This is a genomic window from Streptomyces hyaluromycini, assembly GCF_002217755.1.
Taxonomy (GTDB): Bacteria; Actinomycetota; Actinomycetes; order Streptomycetales; family Streptomycetaceae; genus Streptomyces; species Streptomyces hyaluromycini.
This window is the reverse complement of the sequence record NZ_BCFL01000017.1, coordinates 1,105,077-1,128,065: the sequence shown is the minus strand read 5'-3', so window position 1 is coordinate 1,128,065 and position 22,989 is coordinate 1,105,077. Positions and strand designations below refer to the sequence as shown.

General features: G+C 73.0%; 13 protein-coding genes, 1 pseudogene and 1 riboswitch. Of the genes and pseudogenes, 7 read left to right on the top strand and 7 right to left on the bottom strand.

Features of this window, described 5'->3' with window-relative positions; translation table 11 throughout:
• Positions 1 to 301: 301 nt before the first annotated feature.
• Positions 302 to 850 (bottom strand): MarR family winged helix-turn-helix transcriptional regulator, encoded by a 549-nt coding sequence (locus SSP29_RS13115; RefSeq protein WP_089100796.1) that lies wholly within the window; start codon positions 848 to 850, stop codon positions 302 to 304.
• 128 nt (positions 851 to 978) lie between these two features.
• On the opposite strand from SSP29_RS13115, the gene SSP29_RS13110 reads away from it, so the two are divergent.
• A complete protein-coding gene (locus tag SSP29_RS13110; RefSeq protein ID WP_150134067.1) occupies positions 979 to 2,265 on the top strand; it encodes an MFS transporter in 1,287 nt (428 codons plus the stop codon).
• A 135-nt stretch (positions 2,266 to 2,400) separates the two neighbouring features.
• Here SSP29_RS13110 and SSP29_RS13105 read toward each other — a convergent pair whose 3' ends face one another.
• Together SSP29_RS13105 and SSP29_RS13100 are read right to left on the bottom strand one after the other, a co-directional pair.
• Entirely contained in the window at positions 2,401 to 4,047 is a 1,647-nt protein-coding gene (locus tag SSP29_RS13105) for an ATP-binding SpoIIE family protein phosphatase (protein ID WP_089100699.1), read from the bottom strand.
• Between the two features lie 192 nt (positions 4,048 to 4,239).
• Positions 4,240 to 5,619 (bottom strand): NAD(P)/FAD-dependent oxidoreductase, encoded by a 1,380-nt coding sequence (locus tag SSP29_RS13100; RefSeq protein WP_089100698.1) that lies wholly within the window; start codon positions 5,617 to 5,619, stop codon positions 4,240 to 4,242.
• Between the two features lie 403 nt (positions 5,620 to 6,022).
• On the opposite strand from SSP29_RS13100, the gene SSP29_RS13095 reads away from it, so the two are divergent.
• Positions 6,023 to 6,805, top strand: a complete 783-nt coding sequence (locus tag SSP29_RS13095; RefSeq protein ID WP_089100697.1) for a TetR/AcrR family transcriptional regulator — start codon at positions 6,023 to 6,025, stop codon at positions 6,803 to 6,805.
• 294 nt (positions 6,806 to 7,099) lie between these two features.
• Positions 7,100 to 8,980, top strand: a complete 1,881-nt coding sequence (locus SSP29_RS13090) for a sigma-70 family RNA polymerase sigma factor (RefSeq protein WP_089100696.1) — start codon at positions 7,100 to 7,102, stop codon at positions 8,978 to 8,980.
• 16 nt (positions 8,981 to 8,996) lie between these two features.
• Here SSP29_RS13090 and SSP29_RS13085 read toward each other — a convergent pair whose 3' ends face one another.
• The gene (locus SSP29_RS13085; RefSeq protein WP_174855951.1) at positions 8,997 to 12,305 is read right to left on the bottom strand and encodes an AfsR/SARP family transcriptional regulator; all 3,309 of its coding nucleotides are present in this window, start codon (positions 12,303 to 12,305) and stop codon (positions 8,997 to 8,999) included.
• Positions 12,302 to 14,380, bottom strand: coding sequence for an asparagine synthase-related protein (locus SSP29_RS13080; protein ID WP_089100695.1), 2,079 nt, complete (start codon positions 14,378 to 14,380; stop codon positions 12,302 to 12,304). Before SSP29_RS13080 ends, SSP29_RS13085 begins: the two co-directional genes overlap by 4 nt.
• Positions 14,381 to 15,117: 737 nt before the next feature.
• Between SSP29_RS13080 and SSP29_RS13075 the strand changes: the two genes are divergently transcribed.
• The 4 genes from SSP29_RS13075 to SSP29_RS13060 all read left to right on the top strand — a co-directional run bounded on the left by SSP29_RS13075 (position 15,118) and on the right by SSP29_RS13060 (position 20,248).
• Positions 15,118 to 16,542 (top strand): NsdA family TPR-like regulatory protein, encoded by a 1,425-nt coding sequence (locus SSP29_RS13075; RefSeq protein WP_089100694.1) that lies wholly within the window; start codon positions 15,118 to 15,120, stop codon positions 16,540 to 16,542.
• 179 nt (positions 16,543 to 16,721) lie between these two features.
• A complete protein-coding gene (gene lhgD, locus SSP29_RS13070; protein ID WP_089100693.1) occupies positions 16,722 to 17,942 on the top strand; it encodes an L-2-hydroxyglutarate dehydrogenase in 1,221 nt (406 codons plus the stop codon).
• A gap of 43 nt (positions 17,943 to 17,985) precedes the next feature.
• Positions 17,986 to 18,867, top strand: coding sequence for a tRNA (guanosine(46)-N7)-methyltransferase TrmB (gene trmB / locus SSP29_RS13065; protein ID WP_150134062.1), 882 nt, complete (start codon positions 17,986 to 17,988; stop codon positions 18,865 to 18,867).
• Positions 18,868 to 18,877: 10 nt separating this feature from the next.
• Positions 18,878 to 20,248, top strand: coding sequence for a PrsW family intramembrane metalloprotease (locus tag SSP29_RS13060; RefSeq protein WP_174855950.1), 1,371 nt, complete (start codon positions 18,878 to 18,880; stop codon positions 20,246 to 20,248).
• A 172-nt stretch (positions 20,249 to 20,420) separates the two neighbouring features.
• Here SSP29_RS13060 and SSP29_RS13055 read toward each other — a convergent pair.
• Positions 20,421 to 21,391 (bottom strand): annotated as a pseudogene (locus SSP29_RS13055) (aldo/keto reductase).
• Between the two features lie 153 nt (positions 21,392 to 21,544).
• Positions 21,545 to 22,582 carry a M23 family metallopeptidase gene (locus SSP29_RS13050; protein ID WP_089100692.1) on the bottom strand — a complete coding sequence of 346 codons (1,038 nt, stop codon included), beginning with the start codon at positions 22,580 to 22,582 and terminating at the stop codon, positions 21,545 to 21,547.
• Positions 22,583 to 22,589: 7 nt separating this feature from the next.
• A riboswitch (cyclic di-AMP (ydaO/yuaA leader) is annotated at positions 22,590 to 22,750 on the bottom strand.
• Positions 22,751 to 22,989: the final 239 nt, after the last annotated feature.

Here is a 22,989-nt window from a genome sequence, read left to right as displayed (position 1 = left end):
CCTTCGCGGCTGTTGGGCCGTTCCGACGTCCCAAACCTTAGCGGATCAGCTCCGCGATTCCCAATCGGGCCTTGCGGTCCGACCGGGCACCACTGAGACCCCAAATCGAATTGAATTCGGGCACGCCGAAATCAACCCGGTCGGGAGATCGTGCTGGTGGTTTGGGTTGCCGCTCATGTGGCGGAGGTGCTGTCGCAGAACCGTTACGGCTCCGTGGCAACCCGAAGAACATTACGGGGCGGGGAGGGGGGTGTCAACCCTCCCCTGTCAAGATTTTTTCCGCGGCCCGCGTGCCCCGGCGTCAGTCCAGGTCAGTGAGCCGGCCGCCGGCGTCGGGCTGGGCGTGCTCGACGCGACGCAGCAGCCTGGTGAGGACCTCGCCGAGGACCGCACGCTCCCCCGCGGAGAGGTCCTGGAGCAGATCCTCCTCGAAGACGGAGGCGAGGCGCATGGCCTCCAGCCACTTCTCGCGCCCGTCGGGGGTCAGCTCGACGATCACCCGGACGCGGTTGGACTCGTCCCTCTCCCGGGTGACGAGCCCTTCGGCGACCATCCGGTCGATGCGGTGGGTCATCGCGGCGGGAGTGAGGCCGAGGCGCTTGGCCAGCTCGCTGGGGCCCATGCGGTAGGGGACCCCGGAGAGGACGAGCGCCTTGAGGACCTCCCACTCCGCGCTGCTGATGCCGAGGGCGCCGGTCTGTCGGCCGTAGGCGACGTTCATACGGCGGTTGAGCCGGGACAGCGCCGAGACGATCTTCTCGACCTGGGGGTCGAGGTCCTGGAATTCGCGCTGGTAGGCGGCGATCTGTTCGTCGAGGGTCGGCTCGCCGGCGCCGGGGGTGTCGGCCATGAGCCGAAGTATCGCACGGACGCGCTTGGCGTTGAAGTCCTTCACGATGTAGTCTTTAGCTTCGAACTTTAGCTTCAAAGTCTTGAGACTTCATCAGTCCATGACTTGACGACCTGAGAGAGGTGAACGTGACCAGGGCGATGGGCGCAGCGATGCGCCGGATCCACGTGGGCAACGCACTCAGCGCGTTCGGGCTCGGCTTCACCGTCCCCTACCTGTACGTCTATGTGGCGCAGGTGCGGGGGCTCGGTGCCATGACGGCGGGGTTCGTGCTCGCCGTCTTCGCCGTGGCCGCGTTGATCGTGCTGCCGTTCGCCGGCCGGGCGATCGTGCGGCGCGGCCCACTGCCGGTCCTTCTCACCGCCCTGGTGACCGCCGCGATCGGTGCGCTGAGCCTGGGGCTGGCGGGGAGCGGTGCGACCGTGCTGGCAGCGGCGGCGCTGCTCGGGGCCGGGCAGGCCGTGATGCAGCCGGCGCTGGCGACGATGATCGTGGACTGCTCGACGGCGGAGACCCGGTCCCGGGCCTTCGCCACGCAGTTCTTCCTGCAGAACCTGGGGCTCGGCGTCGGTGGCCTCATAGGCGGCCACCTCGTCGACACCACCAGGGTCTCCTCCTTCACTGTCCTCTTCGCGATCGAGGCGGCGATGTTCCTGCTGCTGGCCGTCGTGATGTCGACGGTGCGGATACCGCACTCGCCGCGGATCGGGGACACGCCGGCCTCTTCGTCGGCGAAGGGCAGCTGGAAGCAGTTGCTCGGGAACCGGGCGATGGTGCAGCTGTCCGTGCTGGGCTTCGTGCTGTTCTTCGCCTGCTACGGACAGTTCGAGTCCGGGCTGAGCGCGTACGGCGTGGAGGCGGCGGGGATATCCACGTCCGCGCTGGGGAGCGCGCTGGCCGCGAACACGCTGATGATCGTCGTCGCGCAGTTCGCCGTGCTCAAGTTCGTCGAGCGTCGGCGGCGTTCGCGGGTGATCGCCGGGGTCGGGCTGATCTGGGCCATGGCATGGGTCACGGCCGGGTACGCGGGACTGGGGCACGGCAGCCAGGAGATGGCGACGGCGGCGTTCGTGTCGACGTACGCGCTGTTCGGGCTGGGTGAGGCGATGTTGTCGCCGACGGTGGCTCCGCTGGTGGCCGACCTTGCGCCGACGGGGATGGCCGGGCAGTACAACTCGGCGTTCGCGCTGGTCAAGCAGCTGGCGCTGGCGGTGGGGCCGGCGGTGGGCGGGCCGATGGGGGCCTCGCTGCATGCGCCGTACGTCGTGACGTTCCTGCTGTTCTCGCTGGGGATCAGTGTGCTGGCGGTGCGGCTGGGCAAGCGGCTGACCGACGTCCAGGACCGGCCCTGGCTCGCGGCGAGGAGCAGGGTCGTGGCGCGAGGCGGGGCGACTTCGGAGTCCGTGTCCGCGTAGTTGTAGTTGGGGGCTGGGGCAGGGGGTTTCACTCGCCCGCGTTGGCGGGGTGCCGCCCCTTTAGGGGCGCGGGGAACTGCGCGACCAGCCCCCACCCACCCGCAGCCAAAACACAAGGGCCGCACCCCTACGGCGCTACCCCTTCGGCAGTACGAACTCGCACCACACCGCCTTCCCGCCTCCGGGCGTCCTTCTCGACCCCCACCCCGAAGCGATCGTCGCCACGATGGCGATGCCCCTCCCCGACTCGTCGCCCGGTTCCGCGCGGCGGCGCCTCGGCAGATGGTCGTCGCCGTCCGTCACCTCGATGATCAGCCGGCGGTCGGTGCGGCGGAGCCGCAGCCGCATGGGCGGCGTGCCGTGCTGCAGGGAGTTGGCGACCAGCTCGCTCGTGGCGAGGACGCCCAGGTCGTGGAGATCGGCCGGGAAACGCCAGCTGGTCAGCACGCCGGAGGCGAACGCACGGGCGCGTGGCGCCGCCTCGATGCCGCCGAGGAGTTCCAGGGCGGCATTGCGGAACAAGTCGCTGTCCGGGCCCGTACGGGCCGGATGCTGGAGGACCAGGACGGCGACGTCGTCGTCGTGGTCGGCCGTGACCCCGGCCGAGCGGACCAGGCGGTCGCAGACGACCTGGGGGGTGCCGGTGGCTCCCGCCAGGGCGCGCTCCAGCGCCGCGATGCCCTCGTCCAGGTCCTGGTCACGGCGTTCGACCAGGCCGTCCGTGTAGAGGACAGCCGTAGAGCCGGGGCCCAGCGGTACCGAGCCGGACGTGTGGACCCAGCCGCCGGTGCCGAGCGGCGGTCCGGTCGGCTCGTCGGTGCGCAGCACGCTGCCGTGCTCGTCGCGGACCAGGATCGGGAGGTGGCCGGCGGAGGCGTACACCAGCCGGCCCTCGTTGGGGTCGTGGACGGCGTAGACGCAGGTGGCGATCTGGTTGGGGTCGATCTCGGTGGCGAGGCCGTCGAGGAGCTGGAGGACCTCGTGCGGGGGGAGGTCCAGGCGGGCGTAGGCGCGGACCGCCGTACGGAGCTGGCCCATGACGGCCGCCGCGCGGACGCCCCGGCCCATCACGTCGCCGATGACGAGGGCGGTGCGGCCGCCGCCGAGGGTGATGACGTCGTACCAGTCGCCGCCGACCGCGGCCTCGGTGCCGCCGGGCTGGTAGGTCGCGGCGATGCGCAGGTCGTCGGGTTGTTCGAGCTCTTGCGGGAGCAGGCTGCGCTGCAGGGTCACCGCGGTCTCGCGCTGGCGGCGTTCGCTGGCGCGCAGCCGCTCCGCCGCCTCGGCGTGGTCGGTGACGTCGGTGGCGAAGAGGAGGACGCCGCCGTCGCGGTCGCCGTTCTCGGCGACCGGGGTGCAGGTGAACGTGTAGGTGCGGCCGTCGAGAGCCTTGCGGGACTTGAGCGTGCGGGGCTTGCCGCTGCGCAGGACCTGGTCGAGGAGGGGGAGCAGGCCCAGCTCGGCGAGTTCGGGCAGCGCCTCGCGGGCGGGGGCGCCCGGGAGGCGTACGCCGAAGGCGGTCGTATAGGCGTCGTTGACGTACGCGATGTGGTGGTCGGGGCCGTGGACGAGGGCGACCAGGGCCGGGACGTGGTCGAGGACGCCGCGGGCGGGCAGTTCGTCGACCGCGGGCACACAGGGCGGGTTGTCGGTCAGTTGTTCGGCGCGGGCCGCGGGCACGGAGCCTTCCCCCCGTCGGTCCGCGGGGACCGCGTGCTCGGTCCGCGCTGCGGCGCGGCGCTGCGTTCCGGGGAGCCGGGCGCTCCAGCGCGTGAAGTTCACGAATCCTTGCCTCGTGTCGTCGTCTCCGGCCGGCTCCGGGAGCGGCCGGGGGCCGGGGGAAGTCCCCCGGTGCAGTTCTGGGGAGAAGCTGGGGAGAAGCCTTGTGCTCGGTCTGGGGGCAGTCTGGCAGGGTGGCCGTCGGCGACGACATCCGTCAGACGCCGGGGCGGGCCGTGGAGTTCCTGAGTTCCGTCAGGACGACCCGTTCGAGTCGTCAGAGGGACTGTGAGGAGGCTTTCCACCGGCCGCGAGTTCGAACTCCGCTCGGGGATGTTCGAGTGATCCGAGCGAGACGATTTCCCGTTTGAAGAGCCCGGAGAGGGTCCATTCGGCGAGCACCCGGGCCTTGCGGTTGAAGGTGGGCACCCTGCTCAGGTGGTAGACGCGGTGCATGAACCAGGCAGGGTAGCCCTTCAGCCTGCGCCCGTAGACCTGGGCGACGCCCTTGTGGAAGCCGAGGGAGGCGACGGAGCCGACGTACTTGTGGGCGTAGGTGTCGAGGGGTTCGTCGCGCAGTGCGTGGACGATGTTGTCGCCGAGGACCCTGGCCTGGCGGACCGCGTGCTGGGCGTTGGGGGCGGTCTCGGTGCCGGGTTCGGCGGCGGTGACGTCGGGGACGGCGGCGGCGTCGCCCGCGGCCCATGCGTGGTCGACGCCGTCGATCGTCAGTTCGGCGGTGCATTTCAGCCGCCCGTGCGGGGTGCGCGGCAGGTCGGTGGCGGCGACCAGGGGGTGCGGTTTGACGCCGGCCGTCCAGACGAGGGTGCGGGTCGGGAAGCGCTGGCCGTCGCTGAGGGCGGCAACGCGGTCGGCGCAGGACTCCAGGCGGGTGTTCAGCAGCACCTGGATGTTGCGGCGGCGCAGTTCGGTGACGGTGTAGCGGCCCAGCTCGGGGCCGACCTCGGGGAGGATCCGGTCGGTGGCCTCGACGAGGATCCATCTCATGTCCTCGGGCTGGACGTTGTGGTAGTACCGCGAGGCGTAGCGGGCCATGTCCTCCAGCTCGCCGAGGGCCTCCACGCCCGCGTAGCCGCCGCCGACGAAGACGAAGGTGAGGGCCGCGTCGCGGATCGCGGGGTCGCGGGTGGAGGAGGCGATGTCCATCTGCTCGATGACGTGGTTGCGCAGGCCGATGGCCTCCTCGACGGTCTTGAAGCCGATGCCGTGCTCGGCGAGACCGGGGATGGGCAGCGTGCGTGCGATCGAGCCGGGGGCGAGGACGAGTTCGTCGTACTCCAGGAAAGTGGCGCCTTTTCGCTCCTCGGCGGTGGCGAGGGTGGCGACTTCGGCGGTGCGCTTGGCGTGTTCGACGGACGTCACCTCGCCGATGACCACATGACACCGGTCCAGAACGCGCCGCAGGGGTACGACGACATGCCGAGGGGAAATCGAACCCGCGGCCGCTTCGGGAAGGAACGGCTGGTACGTCATGTAGGGATCGGGGGCGACGACAGTGATGTCGACCTCACCCTGCCTGAGCTCCCGCTTCAGCCTCCGTTGCAGCCTCAGGGCCGTGTACATCCCGACGTAGCCGCCGCCGACAACGAGAATGCGCGCACGTTCCTTCACCATCCCATGACGCACCCGTGACTGTTGTTTGTCCACAGCCCCGGCAATTTGTGTGACCGGACGGCGGTTGTGCCGGGCGCCGGGCGCGCACGCCGGGCCGGACGAAAAGGGCCAGGTCAGCGGAGGCGGGCAGGGAGGCGCGAAGGCACCGAATCGGGAGGTAAACGACCCGTACTCCGATCGGGGGGCGCACCGTGCGGAACGTCCCCCTTCTGAATTGACAGCCTCTCAACTATGTTCGTGTGTCGACGGGGTGTAGGGGATGTGGTCGAACGGGTCGCGACGGGCGGTCCGCCCGGCCCGGGGTCCATGGATCGGTCATGGGTCGGTCGCAGTTCCGCTCACTCCGGCCATCAGTGACGGGGAGAGTCTCCGGGGGGAGACGTCGTTAACCGGGGGAATACAAATGCACATTCAGGACACACATTGGGCATCGGCCTCCGCTCTGGCGGCCGGTGGCGGAACGGTGAGCGCGACGGCGGGCAACGGACGCGGTGACGGGCCGCGTACGACGCCGTTGCGGGTGGACGCACAGCGCAATCTGGAGCACGTGCTGCGTGCGGCGCGTGAGGTCTTCGGCGAGCTGGGGTACGGCGCGCCGATGGAGGACGTGGCGCGGCGGGCGCGGGTCGGGGTCGGCACCGTGTACCGGCGCTTCCCGAGCAAGGACGTGCTGGTACGGCGGATAGCCGAGGAGGAGACCTCCCGGCTGACCGACCAGGCGCGGGCCGCGCTCGGGCAGGAGGACGAGCCGTGGTCGGCGCTGTCGCGCTTCCTGCGGACGTCGGTGGCGTCGGGGGCCGGGCGGTTGCTGCCGCCGCAGGTCCTTCGGGTCGGGGTGCCGGAGGAGATCGGCGGTTCCGGGGCCGGCTCCGGGACCGAGGAGGCCCGGGTGCCGCAGCAGCGGACGCAGCCGGGGGCCGGGGAGTTGCGGCTGGTGCCGGAGGAGCGGGAGCCGGTGGCCGACGCCGCCGACGACGACTCGGGCGCGGCCGCGCTGCTCGACGTCGTGGGGCGGCTGGTGGAACGGGCTCGGGAGGCGGGCGAGTTGCGCCCGGACGTCTCGGTGTCCGACGTGCTGCTGGTGATCGCCACGGCGGCGCCGTCCCTGCCGGATGCTGCGCAGCAGGCGGCGGCTTCGGCTCGGTTGCTGGACATCTTGCTGGAGGGGCTGCGGTCCCGGCAGTGATGGTGGCTCGCGGTGCCCGCGGGAGCGCGGCGGCGTGTGCCGGGGCATGACCGTGGGCGGGTGCGGGTGAGTTGTGGCTGGTCGCGCCCGCCCGGCGGCGGCCGCACATCAAACACAGCCCCGCGCCCCTTGCGGGGCGCTCCAGTCCCGCCGTTTCCCCTTCCGGGGCCGCTCCAGTCCCGCCGTTTCCCCTTCCGGGTGACCGTGTTGTCACTCCGGGGTCCGGGTAAAAGGCGGTGTGGCAGTCTGAGCCGGTGATTCGGTCGGTTGGGCAGGCATCGGGGGCGTTCCGCGATGAGCGTTGACGGGTGGGACGAGTCCGTCGGTGAGGGGACGGCCTCGCCGCAGGTGCCCAGCCAGGGCGGGCGGGCCGGGGTGCCACCGGCCGGCGAACCGCCGGAAGGGAACGTTCCGGCACAGCGGGACGGGAGTGTCCTGCGGCCGCCCCGGGAGCTGCCGCACCCCGACAGCCAGTTGATCGAGCGGATGCGGGCCGGCGACGACTCGGCCTACGAGGAGCTTTACTGGCGGCACGCGGACGCGGTGCGGCGCTATGCGCGGAGCTGCTGCCGGGACCGGCACACCGCCGACGACCTGACCGCCGAGGTGTTCGCCCGCATGCTGCAGGCGGTGCGCGGCGGGTCCGGGCCCGAGTACGCCGTGCGCGCCTACCTGCTCACCTCGGTACGGCGGGTCGCCGCGCAGTGGATCAAGTCGGCCGGGCGAGAGCAACTCGTCGACGACTTCGCGCTGTTCGCGGCCCATGCCTCGCACGGCACCGAGGTGTCCGACGCCGGCGCACTCGACCTCGGCGCGGATGTGCGCGCGATGCACGAGGCCGAGCAGTCGATGGCGATGCAGGCCTTCCGCTCGCTGCCGGAGCGCTGGCAGGCGGTGCTGTGGCACACCGAGGTCGAGGACGAGTCGCCGAGCGAGGTGGCCGTCCTCTTCGGGCTGGACGCCAACGGCACCCGGGTCCTCGCCAGCCGGGCCCGTGAGGGCCTCAAGCAGGCCTACCTCCAGGCCCATGTGAGCGCCTCCCTCATCGACGACGAGGAGTGCGCCCGCTACGCCGACCTGCTCGGCGGCTACGCCCGCCGCAAGCTGCGGGTCCGCGCCGAGCGGGGGCTGCGCAAGCACCTGGAGGAGTGCGCCAGGTGCCGGCTGGCCGCCGCCCAGATCGAAGAGGTCGCGAGCGGTATCCCGGCCGTCGTACCGGTCGCGGTCATCGGCTGGTTCGGGGCCGCCGGGTACGCGAAGGCGCTCGGGATCATCGCCGGGGGCGCCGGAGCGGGGGCCGCGGGCGCGGCCGCCGCGGCGAGCGGTTCGTCCGGCCGGGCGGGCGGCGGGGCCGGGGGTGCCGCCGCCTCGGAGGGGCTCGCGGGGCCGGTGAAGGCCGGTATCGCCGCCGGAGTGGTCGCGGCGGCGATCGCCGTGGTGGCCCTCGCCCTGACGAACGACAGCCACCCGGTCAAGGAGGCCGCGAAACCCACCCCGTCCGCGCCGGCCGTGCGGCCCGGGGCACCGACCCCCACCCCGACGAAGAGGAAACCGGCACCCGAGCCGGTCGTCCTCGCCCCCGAACCGACCCCGACACCCACTCCGACACCGACCCCGACACCGGCCCCGAGCACGAGCCCCCGTCCCACCCCGAGTCCGAAGCCGACCCCCACCCCGTCACCCACCCCGACCCCGAGACCGACCCCCACCCCCACGCCGACACCCACTCCGCCGCCCGCCCCGGTCGTCTACCAGTGGAGCGAGCTGGGCTTCGACGTCACCGGCGACGGCACCCGGCCCGAGATGCGGCTCGGCGAGAGCAGCTGGGTGTGGCAGCGGTACGGCGTGACGGTCGCCGGCAAGGAGTACGCGCACGGCGTCACCGTGCACGGCCGGTCCTCCGTCACCATCGACCTCAACCGGCAGTGCACCGCGTACGACGCGATGGCCGGCGTCGACGACATGACCCTCGGCCTCGGCCAGGTCACCTTCGCCGTCTACGCGGACGGGGCGCGGTTGTGGCGGTCCGGGGTGGTCGAGGGCGGACAGGCCGCCGTACCCGTCCATGTGGACCTGACCGGGCACCGGACCGTGCGTCTGGTCGTCGAACCGCGGACCGCCTTCGACGCGGTGGCGCTCGCCGACTGGGCCGAGTCGAAGTTCACCTGCCGGTAGCGGCCGGTGCCCCGGCTCAGGTGCCGGTGGCGGCGGTCGGCGTGCTGCTCAGTTCGCACAGCGCGTCCTCCTCGGTGAGGGAGGCGCCGCGCGAGCGCTCGGCCGCGTAGCGCTGCGGGGTCAGCGTCGCGCGGGCGGCCGCGTCGACCTCCTCGGCGCGGGTGCGCTCCGGCTCGGGGCGGACGCTCCCGGCACGCCAGCGGTCGGCGGCGGCGTACAGCCGTACCGCCCCCGAAAGATCGCCGAGCCGGGCCAGCAGGTCGGCGCCGATGTCCACCAGCGCCGCCGTGATCACCTCGGCGCTCCGGTACTCCACCGCCTCGCGCAGCCCGTCGGCCACGACCGGCAGCGCCCGCGCGGGGCCGTGCTCCAGGGCCGTGATCATGGCGTCGACGGCATGGATCGCGGCCATGAACTGCGGGGGCGCGGAGCCGGCCACCGTCAGGGTACGGGCGGTCTCGTAGTACTCGCGCGCCCGGGGCAGGTCCCCGTCGTCATGGGCCAGGAGCGCCCGCAGCACCGCCACGTACGCCTTCGACTCCGCCACCCCGTACCGGTCGGAGCCCTCGCCCGCCCGGTCGAGGGTGGCCTGGGCACCCGCCCGGTCACCGGAGCGGAAGGCGATCTCGGCGAGCCGCGCGAGCAGGAACGGCGTCTCCGCGTACGCGCCGACCTCGTGGGCGAGCCGCAGCGCCTCCCGGTACTCGCTCTCCGCCGCCGCGAACCGGCCGCGCGCCATGGCCGCCTCGCCGGCCGCGCTGCACACCTGCGCGCCCATCCAGCGGTCCCCGACCCGCCGGCTGAGGACGCGCAGCTCGGCCAGGTCCTCGTCGACGCCCCGCAGGTTGCCGGGTGAGTCGACCAGGATGTGGGTGCGGTACATCAGGGTGACGCCGACCTCCCAGTCGCCGCCGTACGCCCGGCAGTTGGCGACCACGGCGGACATGTCCGGGGCGATGTCCACGGCGGGGCCGCCCAGGGTCCACGCGGTGAGCGGCCAGACGATGCCCGGCAGCCGGGCGGCCCGGGGACCGCCCGCCTCGAAGGCGGCCCGGACGAGCGCGACGTACCGCGGAGTCCGCTCGTCCGTCATCAGGTCCGGCTGGCCGGACTCGGAGACCAGGAACAGGTCGAGCAGCCTGAGGTCCATGCGCAGTTCGTACAGCGGGTGCCCGTCCTCGGCGTCGGGGGCCGCCAGGAGCGTGCCGACGGGGTCCGCAGCGTCGGCGAGCGCGCGCAGCTCGTCCGGCCCTGCGCCCTCGGGCAGGGCGTCCCGGGCGGCGCCCAGGCGCAGTACCGCGCGCACCGAGGCCGTCGCCTCCTGGCGGTAGTTGCGCAGCCACCAGAACCAGCCGACGGCGAGGACGATCCGGCCCGCCTGTACCTCGTCGCCCGCGCGGACCGCCCGGTCGAGGGCGGCCCGGATGTTGTCGAGGTCGGTCTCCAGGCGGCGGATCCAGGGGAGCTGCTCCCCGGAGCGCAGTCTCGGCTCCGCCTCCTCCACGAGCGCGCGCACCCACGCGCCGTGCCGCCGCTCGGCCGCCGCGCGCAGCCCGGGGACCTCCGCGGCGCGCTCGACGGCGTACTCGTGGATGGTCTCCAGCATGCGGTACCGCATCCCGCCGGTGCCGTGCGCGCCGTCCGCGCCGTCCGCGCCGTCCGGGGTGGCGACGATCAGGGACTTGTCGACGAGCGCGCCGACGAGGTCGGCGGCCGGTCCGGTGCAGACGGCCTCCGCCGCCGTGAGGTCCCAGCCGCCGGCGAAGACGGACACCTCGCGCAGCATCGTCCGCTCCCGCTCGTCGAGCAGGTCCCAGGACCAGTCGACGACCGCGCGCAGGGTCTGCTGGCGGGGCAGGACGGTGCGGCTGCCGGCGGTGAGCAGACGGAAGCGGTCGTCGAGCCGGTCGGCGATCTGCCGAGGTGTCAGCAGCCGCAGCCGGGCCGCCGCGAGCTCGATCGCAAGGGGCAGTCCGTCCAGGCGGCGGCAGATCTCGTCGACCGCCGCCGCGTCGCTCGGCACGGCGGCGGTGCCGGGGCGGACGGTGGCGGCGCGCTCCTCGAAGAGGCGGTGGGCCTGCTCGGGGGCGAGGGGCTCGACCGGGCGCACCGACTCGCCGGGGACGCCCAGGGGTTCACGGCTGGTGGCGAGGACCGTGAGGCCCGGGCAGTGGGTGAGCAGGGTCTCGGCGAGGGCGGCGGCCGCTTCGATGACATGTTCGCAGTTGTCAAGGATCAGGAGTTGGCTGCGCGGGGCGCAGTACTCGACGAGCAGGGCCGTGGGGTCCTTCTGCACGGTCGCCGGCTCGTTGGTCATGAGCACGGTCTCGCGCAGACCGAGGGCGCTGACCACCGCACCCGGCACCGCCTCCGGCCGGTCGAGCGGGGCGAGCTCGACGAGCCATGCCTGCGGGAGCGCGGCGGCGGCCTCCTCGGCGAGACGGGTCTTTCCGGAGCCGCCCGGTCCGGTGAGGGTGACGAGACGGGCCCTGTGCAATTCGGAACGAACGGCTTCGAGTTCGGGTTCCCGACCCACGAAAGAGGTAAGACGCGGACGGAGGTTGCCGGTGCGGGGCGGGGGTGCGCCGAGGGGGGCGGGCTCCTGGGTGAGCAACGACGCGTGCAGTGCCCGGAGTTCCGGGCCGGGGTCGGTGCCGAGGCCTTCGGCGAGGGTGCGGCGGGCGGTCTCGTACGCGGCGAGGGCGTCCGCCGGGCGGCCGGTGTCGCGCAGGGCGCGGATGAGCAGGGCGTGCAGCGGTTCGTCGTACGGGTGGGCCGTGGTGAGCCCGGTCAGCTCCGGTACGGCGTCGGCGGCACGGCCGAGGCGGAGGGCGGCGTCGGCGCGGGCGCGGGTGGCTTCCAGCCGGAGCGCCTCGGGGCGGGCGGCGGCCGCGGTGCGGTCGGGGAGGTCGGCGAGGGCGGGGCCGCGCCAGAGGGCGAGGGCCGTGGTGAGCAGGCGGTGGGCTGCCGCCGGGTCGCCGAGGGCCAGGGCTCGGGTGCCTTCGCGTACCTGCCGCTCGAAGACGTGCAGGTCGACGTCGTCCTCGGTCGCCGCCAGGCGGTAGCCGCCGGGGCCGGACGCGATGCTGTCCTTGCCGAGGGTGCGGCGGAGCCGGCCGACGAGGGCCTGGAGGGCGGCCGGGGCGTCCTGGGGCGGGTCGTCGTCCGTCGCCCAGATCTCCTCGATGAGGGTCTCGGGGGTGAGGGTGCGGGTGGGGCGGAGGGCGAGGACGGTGAGCAGGGCGCGGAGGCGGGGGCCGCCGACGGGTATGGGGGTGCCCTGGTCGTCGATGGCTTGGGCCACGCCCAGGATTCGGTACCTCACGCCCCCGACGCCAACGCCCCCCTCATCGGCGTCACCCCGGCAGGCACCGCACGTGCGCGTGCCGGCGTCCCCGACCAGCACGTGCCCCGGCGGGAGAGGAGCCGGCGCAGCCACAGCTCCAGGGAGACCAGGTCGGCCAGCCCGTCCAGCGGCAACGGCTCGCCCGCGGCCGCCGCGCGGAGCGCCTTGCGGACCACCCTCGCCTCCACCAGGCCCGCCTGCGCCAGCAGCGGCGTCGCGAAGAGGGAGATCAGGTCGTCGGCCGCCACGCGCAGCCCCGTGCGGGTGGCGGCCGCCGAGGAGGCGTGGGAAGGGGCGCCCCAGCCCGGCGGGAGGTCGGTGACGCCGGCGCCCTCCAGGACCGTGCGGAGGATCGCCGCGCGGGCGCCCGGCTGGACGCGCAGCGCCTCGGGGAGGTCGCGGCAGGCGCGGACCACCTGGTTGTCGAGGAAGGGCGTGTGGAGGCGCTGGGAGCGGATCTCGGCGGCCTGTTCCAGGACGCGGATGTCGGCCGCGTGGCGGGCCAGCACGGCACGCGCGCGATAGTCTCCGGGGCGCTGCCCGGGGCCGACGCCGGAGCGGTTCGCCGAACCCTGGAGCAGAACCGATACTTCAGCGAGGGCCTCGCCGGTCAGCCAGCGCGCCGCCGGGCCCGGTCTCGCCCAGGTGAGCGCCGCGAGGGACGCGCCCACCGCGCCTCCGGGGTCGTCGAACCGGCGCCGCAGCAGGCGCTCGGCGAGGGACTCGACGCCCGCGCGGTACGGCGTACGCGCCAGTCGGCGGGCCGCGCCGTACACGCGCGCGGGGACCATCACCGAGCCGTCGGCCTTGGCGAGCGCGGCGACCGGGCGGACGAGGTGGCGGCGCTTGCGGTCCATCAGCAGGTCGGCGAGGCGCGCGGGGTGGGCGTCGAGGACCTGGCGGGCGCCGTAGCCGGTGAAGTGGTCGGCGCTGCCGGCGGCGAGCCGGGCGCGGTGCCGGGCCGCGGAGATCAGGGACGGACCCGGTTCGTCGGTCAGGGGGCCGTCGAGGTCGGCGTACGGCAGTATCTCCTCGCCGCCGGTGACCACCACATGGTGCAGGCGCGGGTTGGCGGCGAGGGTGCCCGCGCGTTGGAGTTCGGCCTCGCGGCCGCCCACGGCCAGGTCGTTGAAGGTGACGGCGAGGAGGCGCTCGCCGGCGCCCGTGCCGTGGCCGAGGACCGTGCCGGGCATCCCGGGCAGGCCCGCGGCCAGCAGGGCGAGCGTCCCCGACGCCGGGCCGCCGGAGAGGTCGGCGCCGATGCCCGGGACCGGCATCCCGCGCGCCGCACGACGCTCGGCGGGGCCCATGCCGGGTACCGGACCGGGGTCGATGTCCGGGACGTGCCGGGGTGCCGACAGCCGCGCGCGTACCGCCTCTACGAGCGCGTCCCGTACCGCGTCCACCGCACGGTCGGGGTCGGCGGAGGGTGCCGCGACCGCGAGCGAGGCGACGTGCTCGTACCCGGCGACCTCGCGCGCCCCGGTGCGCAGGATCAGCGCATGCCCCGGCGGAATGCGCCGCACGCCCTCGTAAGGGGTCGAGTCGTGCAGCGCGGCCGGCACGTCGGGGACGGCGAGGAGGGCCGCGAGGTGGCCGTAGTCGAGGTTGGCCTCGATGAGGTCGGCGAGCGGGAGCGCGGCCGTGGCGTAGGCCGTACCGCCTGCCCAGGGGCTGTAGAAGACCGGGCGGGCGCCCGCGAGGTCGCCGCAGACGGTGACCCGGCGGCCGACCTGGACGACGGCGGTGTAGCTGCCGGGCCAGGCGGTCAGATGCCGGAGTGCGCCCCCGCGCGCCGTGAAGAGGCCGAGGCGCAGCTCCTCGTCGGTGGCGCCGCAGGTGCCGAGGACGGCGATGCGGTTCTGCGCGTCGGCCTTGATGACGCGCACCTCGTCGGGGCGCCAGTCGCCGACCGCCCAGAGCGGATCGGGGTCGCCCCACAGGAGCTGGGAGCCGACGGGGTGGACGGTCTCGCCGTCGTAGCCCATGGCGCCGGCGGAGCCGATCGTGGCGGCACCGGAGGCGGTGCTGCTCCATCCCACCAACCACCGCATCGACGCCTCCACAGGCTGTGGACAACCATGCACGGTACGAACCGGGTCCCCATGCTGCCATGAAGGACGCGCTCCGGAGGGGCGGTGGGGCCGCCTTTGATCCCTGGAAGATTTCACGGAGTTGCCGCAGGACCGGCCACGCGCGCGTGCTGTGGAAGTGTCCCGGCGGGAGCCGATCGCCTTACGGCAGCGGGCGACTGCGACGCGAATGCGCCCCCTGTACGCTCCCCCAAAACGCCCTTCGCGCCCTCAATTCCCGTGGTAGGAGCGTTGGACGCCCGCGAAAGGTGGGGGCGATTTTCGGCCAAATCGGCGATGACCACAGGGGCTTGCGCACGCTCCGTACATGCTTTGCGCATCGCACGCGCGTGTGCTCGAACGCGCACAGTCCGGGAGGCGGGCATCGCCTCCCGGACCGGTCCGCCACCCGCGGGGATGAAGGTGGCGGTGTCCCCCAGCCCACTGGATCCAGTACAGCGGGCCGACCCACGCACTAGCCATGGAACCGCTCCCCCGTTGGCCGGAGAAGAGCGCACGGACGGGCGCACGGCCACACGGCGGGGGCACGCCGCGACAGGTCGTGCACGGTGCGTATATGGGCCGCACTCGCGTACGGACCACAATCCCGCCATCCGGAACAATGCCTCTTAACGCTTGGGATGCGGCGAACTACGCTGGGTTTACGAATGCCGCGTGGTTATGCCAGCGCGGCAGCCGTCTGTGTCGAGGGGTGGCGCATGTCCAGGGAGCAACGCGGGCCGAACGAAAAACTCGGCGCCGTTCTCGCCCTCGCGGGAATCAGCAACGCAGGACTCGCGCGACGCGTCAACGATCTTGGCGCTCAACGCGGGTTGACTCTTCGCTACGACAAGACGTCGGTGGCGCGCTGGGTGTCGAAGGGGATGGTGCCGCAGGGCGCCGCCCCGCACCTCATCGCTGCCGCGATCGGCCAGAAGCTGGGCCGCCCGGTGCCGCTCCACGAGATCGGCCTGGCGGACGCGGATCCCGCCCCCGAAGTGGGCCTCGCCTTCCCCAGAGACGTCGGCCAGGCAGTGCGGTCGGCGACGGAGCTGTACCGCCTCGACCTCGCCGGCCGCCGGGCCGGTGCCGGCGGCATCTGGCAGTCGCTGGCCGGATCGTTCGCGGTAAGCGCATACGCAACGCCCGCCTCGCGTTGGCTGATAACCCCCGCCGACAGTTCGGTCGCGCGCGAGGCGAACGCCGCGGACGGTGCGGGCGCACCGCTCAAAGTCGGCCACAGCGACGTGCAGAAGCTGCGGGAGGCCGCCGAGGACGCCAGGCGCTGGGACTCCAAGTACGGCGGCGGCGACTGGCGGTCGTCGATGGTGCCGGAGTGTTTACGCGTGGAGGCGGCGCCGCTGCTGCTCGGCGCGTACTCCGACGAGGTCGGGCGGGCGCTGTTCGGGGCGAGTGCCGAACTGACGCGGCTGGCCGGGTGGATGGCCTTCGACACCGGACAGCAGGAGGCCGCGCAGCGGTACTACATCCAGGCGCTGCGGCTCGCCCGCGCGGCGGCCGACGTGCCGCTCGGCGGGTATGTCCTGGCATCGATGTCGCTGCAGGCGACCTACCGGGGCTTCGGCGACGAGGGCGTCGACCTCGCGCAGGCCGCGGTGGAGCGGAACCGGGGGCTGGCGACCGCGCGGACCATGAGCTTCTTCCGGCTGGTCGAGGCGCGGGCACACGCGCGTGCGAGTGACGCACAGGCCGCGGGGGCCGCGCTGAAGGCCGCGGAGGGGTGGCTGGAGCGGGCGCGGGAGGGGGACAACGATCCCTCCTGGCTCGGTTTCTACGGCTACGACCGGTTCGCCGCCGACGCGGCCGAGTGCTACCGGGACCTGAAGGCCCCGCGGCAGGTGCGGCGCTTCACGGAGCAGGCCCTTTCCAAGCCGACGGAGGAGTTCGTGCGGTCGCACGGACTGCGGCTGGTGGTCTCGGCCGTCGCCGAACTGGAGTCGGGCAACCTCGACGCCGCCTGCGAGCAGGGGGTGCGGGCCGTGGAGGTGGCCGGGCGGATCTCGTCGGCGCGGACGACGGAGTACGTGAAGGATCTGCTGCACCGGCTGGAACCGTACGGGGACGAGCCGAGGGTGGTGGAGCTGCGGGAGCGGGCGCGGCCGTTGTTGATGGCGCCGGCGTGAGGATCGCCTAGCCGTCTGCCGGGTTCTGTCCGGAGGGCGGGTGCGGGTGCGTGGGGGCTGGTCGCGCAGTTCCCCGCGCCCCTTACGGGGCGCATGTCCCCAGGCCCTGAAGAGGCGCGCCGCGGTCCCGTGCGTTTGAAGTGGCTGTCAGTGGCGCAGTGCACTATCGAGCGTGGGAGGTGGTGCAGGTGTCTGCCGGGGTTGCGTACGACTGTGATGTGCTCGTCGTCGGGGGTGGGATCGTCGGGCTGTCCACCGCGTACGCGATCACCCGTGCCGCGCCCGGGATCCGGGTCACCGTGCTGGAGAAGGAGGCCGGGGCGGCGAGGCACCAGACGGGCCGGAACAGCGGGGTCATCCACAGCGGGATCTACTACCGGCCCGGGTCGCTCAAGGCGCGGTACGCCGTCAAGGGTGCCGCGGAGATGGTCAAGTTCTGCGCGGAGTACGGGATCGCGCACGCCGTCACCGGCAAGCTGATCGTCGCCACCGAGCGGGAGGAGCTGCCCCGGCTGCACGCGCTCGTGCAGCGCGGCCGGGAGAACGGGATTCCGGTGCGGGAGCTCGGGGCCGCGCAGATCGGGGAGTACGAGCCCGAGGTGCGGGGGCTCGCCGCCATACACGTCGGGACGACCGGGGTGTGCGACTTCGTGGGGGTCGCCCGGCAGCTCGGGGAGGCCTCGGGGGCGGAGATCCGGTACGGCGCCCGGGTGGTCCGCGTGGACCGGCGGCCGGAGCGGGGCGTGGCCGTGCTCACCTCGCGCGGGGACGTCGTACGCGCGCGCGTGCTGGTGAACTGCGCGGGGCTGTACTGCGACGAGGTGGCGCGGCTGACCGGGGACGAGCCGGGGATGCGGATCGTGCCGTTCCGCGGGGAGTACTACGAGCTGGCGCGGCCGGAGCTGGTGCGGGGACTGGTGTACCCGGTGCCGGACCCCGCGTTCCCGTTCCTCGGGGTGCATCTCACGCGCGGGATCGACGGAGGCGTGCACATCGGGCCCAACGCGGTACCGGCGCTGGCCCGGGAGGGGTACGGGTGGGGCGTCGTACGGCCGCGGGAGGTCGCCGGGACGCTGGCCTGGCCGGGGGCCTGGGCGCTGGCGCGGCGGCACTGGCGGTACGGGGGCGGGGAACTGCTCCGGTCGGCGTCGAAGAGGGCGTTCACGGCGGCCGTACGGCGGCTGCTGCCCGCTGCCGAGGCGGGGGACCTGGTGCGCACGGCCGCGGGGGTGCGGGCGCAGGCCGTGCTGCGGGACGGGACGCTCGTCGACGACTTCCTGATCAAGGAGGCACCGCGCGCGGTCCACGTGCTGAACGCGCCCTCGCCCGCGGCGACCGCCTCGCTGCCGATCGGCCGGGAGGTGGCGCGGCGGGCGCTGGAGACGCTGGGCTCGGTGTGACACCCCGCAGGCCGCCCTGCAGGGGCCGTAAAATCGACCCACTGTGTCTGACTCCCTCAATGCCCCCGAAGCCCCCCAGCCCGCCGAGCATGCTCCCGGTGAGCACATTCACCACGCCCCCGGGGTGTCCGTCCGGCACACCCGGGCCAAGGGGGAGCCGCGGTTCCCGGACGGGCCCAGGGCCGATCCCGCCGGGTCGCACTTCGAGCGGCGGATCCGCAGCTTCCAGCCGCGCCGCAGCCGGGTCACCGCCGGGCAGGCCGACGCGCTGCAGCGGCTGTGGCCCAAGTGGGGCCTGGACATCGACGGGCAGCAGGTCATCGACCTCGGCGAGCTGTTCGGAAACGGCGGCCCGGTGGTGCTGGAGATCGGGTTCGGGATGGGCGAGGCGACCGCGCAGATGGCCGCCGAGGACCCGGGCGTCAACATCCTCGCCGTCGACGTGCACACGCCGGGCCAGGGGAACCTGCTCAACCTCGCCGACCAGAACGGGCTGTCCAACGTCCGCGTCGGGAACGGCGACGCGATCATCCTGCTCCGGGAGATGCTGGCGCCGGACTCGCTGGACGGGCTGCGCGTGTACTTCCCGGACCCCTGGCCGAAGAAGCGGCACCACAAGCGGCGGCTGATCCAGCCGGAGTTCCTCGATCTCGCCGCGACCCGGCTGCGGCCCGGGGCGATCGTGCACTGCGCGACCGACTGGGAGCCGTACGCCGAGCAGATGCTCGAAGTGCTGGACGCGCACCCGGAGTTCGAGAACACGCAGGCCGACGGCGGTTTCGCGCCACGTCCGGCGCACCGGCCGCTGACCCGTTTCGAGGGCCAGGGACTGGACAAGGGACATGTGGTGAACGATCTGCTCTTCCGTCGCGTACAGCACCGGGTGCCGCAGAGCGAGCAGCACCGTCAGGAGTCACCTCGTTAGGGTCGATGCCGTGGCCACCTCCCCGCCGCCGTACTCGCCGTACCCGCAGCATCCGCCGAATCCGTCATACCCGTCGTATCCGCCGTATCCACCGGGCCTCGCCGGCGACGGACTGCGGCATCCTCGCTGGTGGCAGCGGCGCTGGGTGCGGTACGGAGCGCTGGGCACGCTGCTCGCCCTCTCCGGCCTGGTGATCCTCGCGCTGGTGCGGGAGCAGACGGGCACGGAGGGCTTTCTCGTCGGGCTCGGGCTCGCCGTGCTGCCCGTGCCGCTGCTCGTAGGCGCGTTCCGGTGGCTCGACCGGGTACAGCCCGGCCCCTGGCGGAACGTGCTGTTCGCCTTCGCCTGGGGCGCCTGCGCGGCCGCGCTGATAGCCATCGTCGCCAACAGTTTCGCGACGAGATGGATAGCGACGGCGACCGCGGATCCGAGCAGCGCCGACCGGCTCGGGGCGACCGTGATAGCGCCGGTCGTCGAGGAGTCGGCCAAGGCGGCCGCGGTGCTCCTCGTCTTCCTCTTCCGCAGACGGGACTTCACCGGGATCGTCGACGGGGTGGTGATAGCCGGGGTCACCGCCACCGGGTTCGCGTTCACCGAGAACATCCTCTACCTCGGTACGGCCTTCGGGACCGACCAGCTGACCGGTGACAGCGGGATCGCCTCCGTCACCGCCGCGACGTTCTTCGTGCGCATCGTGATGTCCCCGTTCGCGCACCCGCTCTTCACCGTCCTCACCGGCATCGGCTTCGGCATCGCCGCCCTCTCCGGGGAACGGCAGCGGGCGCGGCGGGTGCTGGTGCCGCTCGCGGGGCTGCTGCTCGCGATGAGCATGCACGCGTTCTGGAACGGGTCCTCGACGTTCGGGCAGTACGGGTTCTTCGCCGTGTACGGCATGTTCATGGTGCCGGCGTTCGGGCTGCTGACCTGGCTGGCGATCTGGACGCGGCAGCGGGAGCTGCGGACCGTGCGGGAGGAGCTGCCGGCGTACGTCTACGCGGGGTGGCTGGGGGCGGCCGAGCCGCTCGTGCTCGGGTCGATGCGGGCGCGCCAGATGGCCAGGGAGTACGCCGCGTACCACTTCGGGAAGGCGGCGGGGAGGGCGGTCGCCGAGTACGAGGGGTACGCGACGACGCTCGCGCTGCTGCGGCGCCGCGGGCAGCAGGGGCGGGCGGGGGCCGACTTCGTGGTGCGGGAGCGGGAGCTGCTGACCGAGCTGTGGAGCCGGCGGGAGCTGGTGCGGCCGGCCCTGGAGTACGCGGCACGGACGGCTGCGCCGGGCGGGTGGCCGGGGTACGCCGGCTATGCGCCTCCGGCTTATGGAGGGCCGGGGTGGTACGGGGCGGCGGTGCCGTATCCGTCCTACAACCCGTACCGGAGCTAGCGCTTCGGGTTGCGGAGGGTTCGGCACCGCCGGGATGCGCCGTGGGGGCTGAGCGCCGTTGCGGCGGAAAAGATTTGTGAGCGGCGGGAAAAGGAGAACGAGCGGACGAAGGCAGGCGACAGCGGTCAGACGGAGGGCCGCCGGGTGGAAGCCGGCAGGTCGAAGGAGCCCGTCAGGCGGAAGCCGTCGTCAGTCGTGCCAGTTCCTGGTCCGTCAGGGTCAGGTCCGCCACGCCCAGCAGGGGCGGGAGCTGTTCGAGGGTGCGGGCCGAGGCGATCGGGGCCGTGACGGTGGGCTGGGCCGCCAGCCAGGCCAGGGCGACCGTGGGGATCGGGGCCTCGTGGGCCGCGGCGATCTCGTCCAGGGCCGCCAGCACCTTCTGGCCGCGCTCCGACTCGGCGTACTGGGCGGCCCGGCCCGCTCGCACGCTGTCGACCGTCGTACCGGGGCGGTACTTGCCGGTGAGGAAGCCGGCGGCCAGGGCGAAGTAGGGGACGGCCGCGAGGCCGGTGCGGGAGGCCAGGTCCTGGAGGGGGCCCTCGTAGGTGTCGCGGGAGACCAGGTTGTAGTGGGGCTGGAGGGCGACGTACCGGGCGAGGCCCTCGCGGTCGGAGAGGTCCAGGGACTCCTGGAGGCGCTCGGCGGTGATGTTGGACGCGGCGATGTGCCGGACCTTGCCCGCCCGCACCAGCTCGTCCAGCGCGCCGATGATCTCCTCGACCGGGATCTCGGGCTGGTCGAAGTGCGTGTAGTAGAGGTCGATGTGGTCGGTGCCGAGACGGCGCAGGGACGCGTCGGCGGCGGCCTTGATGTTGGCGGCGGACAGGCCGAGGTACTCGGGGTGCTGGCTGACCTTCGTCGCGATGACGACGTCGTCGCGGTTGCCGCGCGCCTTGACCCTCCCCCAGCCTTCGGCCGGGGGGACCCCCAGCCGATGATCGTCTCGGACTCGCCGCCCTTGTGGCCCTCGATCCACGCCGTGTACGAGTCGGCGGTGTCGACGAAGTTGCCGCCCGCGGCGGCGTAGGCGTCGAGGACGGCGAAGGAGGTGGCCTCGTCGGCGGTCCAGCCGAAGACGTTGCCGCCGAGGGCGAGCGGGAAGACCTCAAGGTCGGAGGAGCCGAGTTTGCGAAGAGCAGTCATGCTCAACTTCAACACGGGCCGCCTGGTGCCCCATCCCGTCGATTACGAAGGTCTCGTAAAAGCGGAATCCCCGGCACACCGAACCGGCGGCCCTGACGCCGGGGGGGTGTCGTCGGGGCCGCCGGGGGCGGTGGGTTTCCGTCGGGGGTCACGTCAGGGGTTGAGGCCCTTGCCGCGCAGCCAGGTCATCGGGTCGATGGCGGTGGCCTGGCCGTTCGGGTGGACCTCCAGGTGGAGGTGCGGGCCGGTGACGTTGCCGGTGGCGCCCACGCGGCCGATGACGTCGCCGGTGGAGACCTTCTGGCCGACCTTGACGCCGATCGAGGACTGGTGGCAGAACCACAGCTCGGTGCCGTCGTCGAGGGTGATGATCGTGCGGTAGCCGTAGGAGCCGGCCCAGCCCGCCTCGGTGACCGTGCCGCTGTGCACGGCCTTGATCAGCGTGCCGGTGGGCGCGGCGAAGTCGAGGCCGGTGTGGTAGCCGGAGGCCCACATGGAGCCGGCCTGGCCGAAGGTGCCGGTGATCGTGTACGACACGACGGGCAGCGTGTACTGCTTGGCCAGCTCGGCGAGGCGGGCCTGCTCGGCCTTCTGCTTCGCGGAGGCCTCGGCCTTCTCCTTGGCGTCGGCGGCCTTGGCGGCGGCCGCCTGCTCCGCCTTGGCCTCGGCGTCGGCGGTCGCCTTGTCGGCGGCGGCGACGGCCTTGGCGCTGGCCTTGGTGTCGAGCTGGTTCTGCTGCTGCGCGGCCTGGGCGATGATCCGGTTGCGCAGCGTCTCACCGGCGCCGGACGAGGAGGAGTCCGCGTCGGTGGCGGTCGTCGTGGTGACGCTGCTGAGCGCGGTCTGGGTGGCCTGGTGGCCGCCGCCCTCGCCGAGCAGGGAGTCGACGGAGGCCGGCAGGTCGGGCAGCGAGATGGAGACCGGCGGCTTGCCGGTGTTGGCGCTGGCCATGCCGCCCGCGCCGACGGCGGCGATGACGCCGACGCCGAGAACCGTGGAGCTGCGGGCGAGTCCGCCGCCGCGCTGCTTGGCGACCCGGTGCCGGCCGCGCGCCGAGGCGAGGGACTCCTCGGTGGGGTTCCACTCCTCGAAGGGGCCCTCGTCGGTGCGGTAGCTGCCGTAGCCGAAGGTGTCGGGTTGACGCTGGCTGGGCACGAACGGGGCTGTCGGAGCAGGCCGGTTGGACGCCACGCGGGCGTACTCCTTTCCTTCCGTCGCCTACCGGGTTAGCTGACGGGTTCGGAGCGGGAAGGTCTCCTACGCGCGTATACCGGCCGTTTCCTACCCGGCGGTAGCCGTGCGATTCACCCCAAGGTGGTGGTTCCCCGGTTCCCTTGCGGGATTCGGCGCGTGCGCACGGAGCCATCTCGGGTGACGGCTGGGACGACCGCGCTGCGTTATCGAACGTTAATAGACCCAGCTATCAGATTCCAAGCCGTTCGTCTTGATCATTAAGCTTTCAAAGCTTGGACTTACCTGCCAGGAACGGTCAAAAACGGTCGACTTGGCTGTGCTCGCTGCTCAGCTCAGGAGTCACACAGGTTTTGATGGTGACTCAGTTGTGATGCGGAGGGCGGCCGTCCGAACACGATGTGTGA

Coding starts and splice junctions, on each gene's coding strand:
- SSP29_RS13075 (WP_089100694.1), top strand. CDS start 15,118: ATGTCCAGGGAGCAACGCGGGCCGAACGAAAAACTCGGCGCCGTTCTC.
- SSP29_RS13115 (WP_089100796.1), bottom strand. CDS start 850: ATGGCCGACACCCCCGGCGCCGGCGAGCCGACCCTCGACGAACAGATC.
- SSP29_RS13080 (WP_089100695.1), bottom strand. CDS start 14,380: ATGCGGTGGTTGGTGGGATGGAGCAGCACCGCCTCCGGTGCCGCCACG.
- SSP29_RS13095 (WP_089100697.1), top strand. CDS start 6,023: ATGCACATTCAGGACACACATTGGGCATCGGCCTCCGCTCTGGCGGCC.
- SSP29_RS13100 (WP_089100698.1), bottom strand. CDS start 5,619: ATGGTGAAGGAACGTGCGCGCATTCTCGTTGTCGGCGGCGGCTACGTC.
- SSP29_RS13090 (WP_089100696.1), top strand. CDS start 7,100: ATGAGCGTTGACGGGTGGGACGAGTCCGTCGGTGAGGGGACGGCCTCG.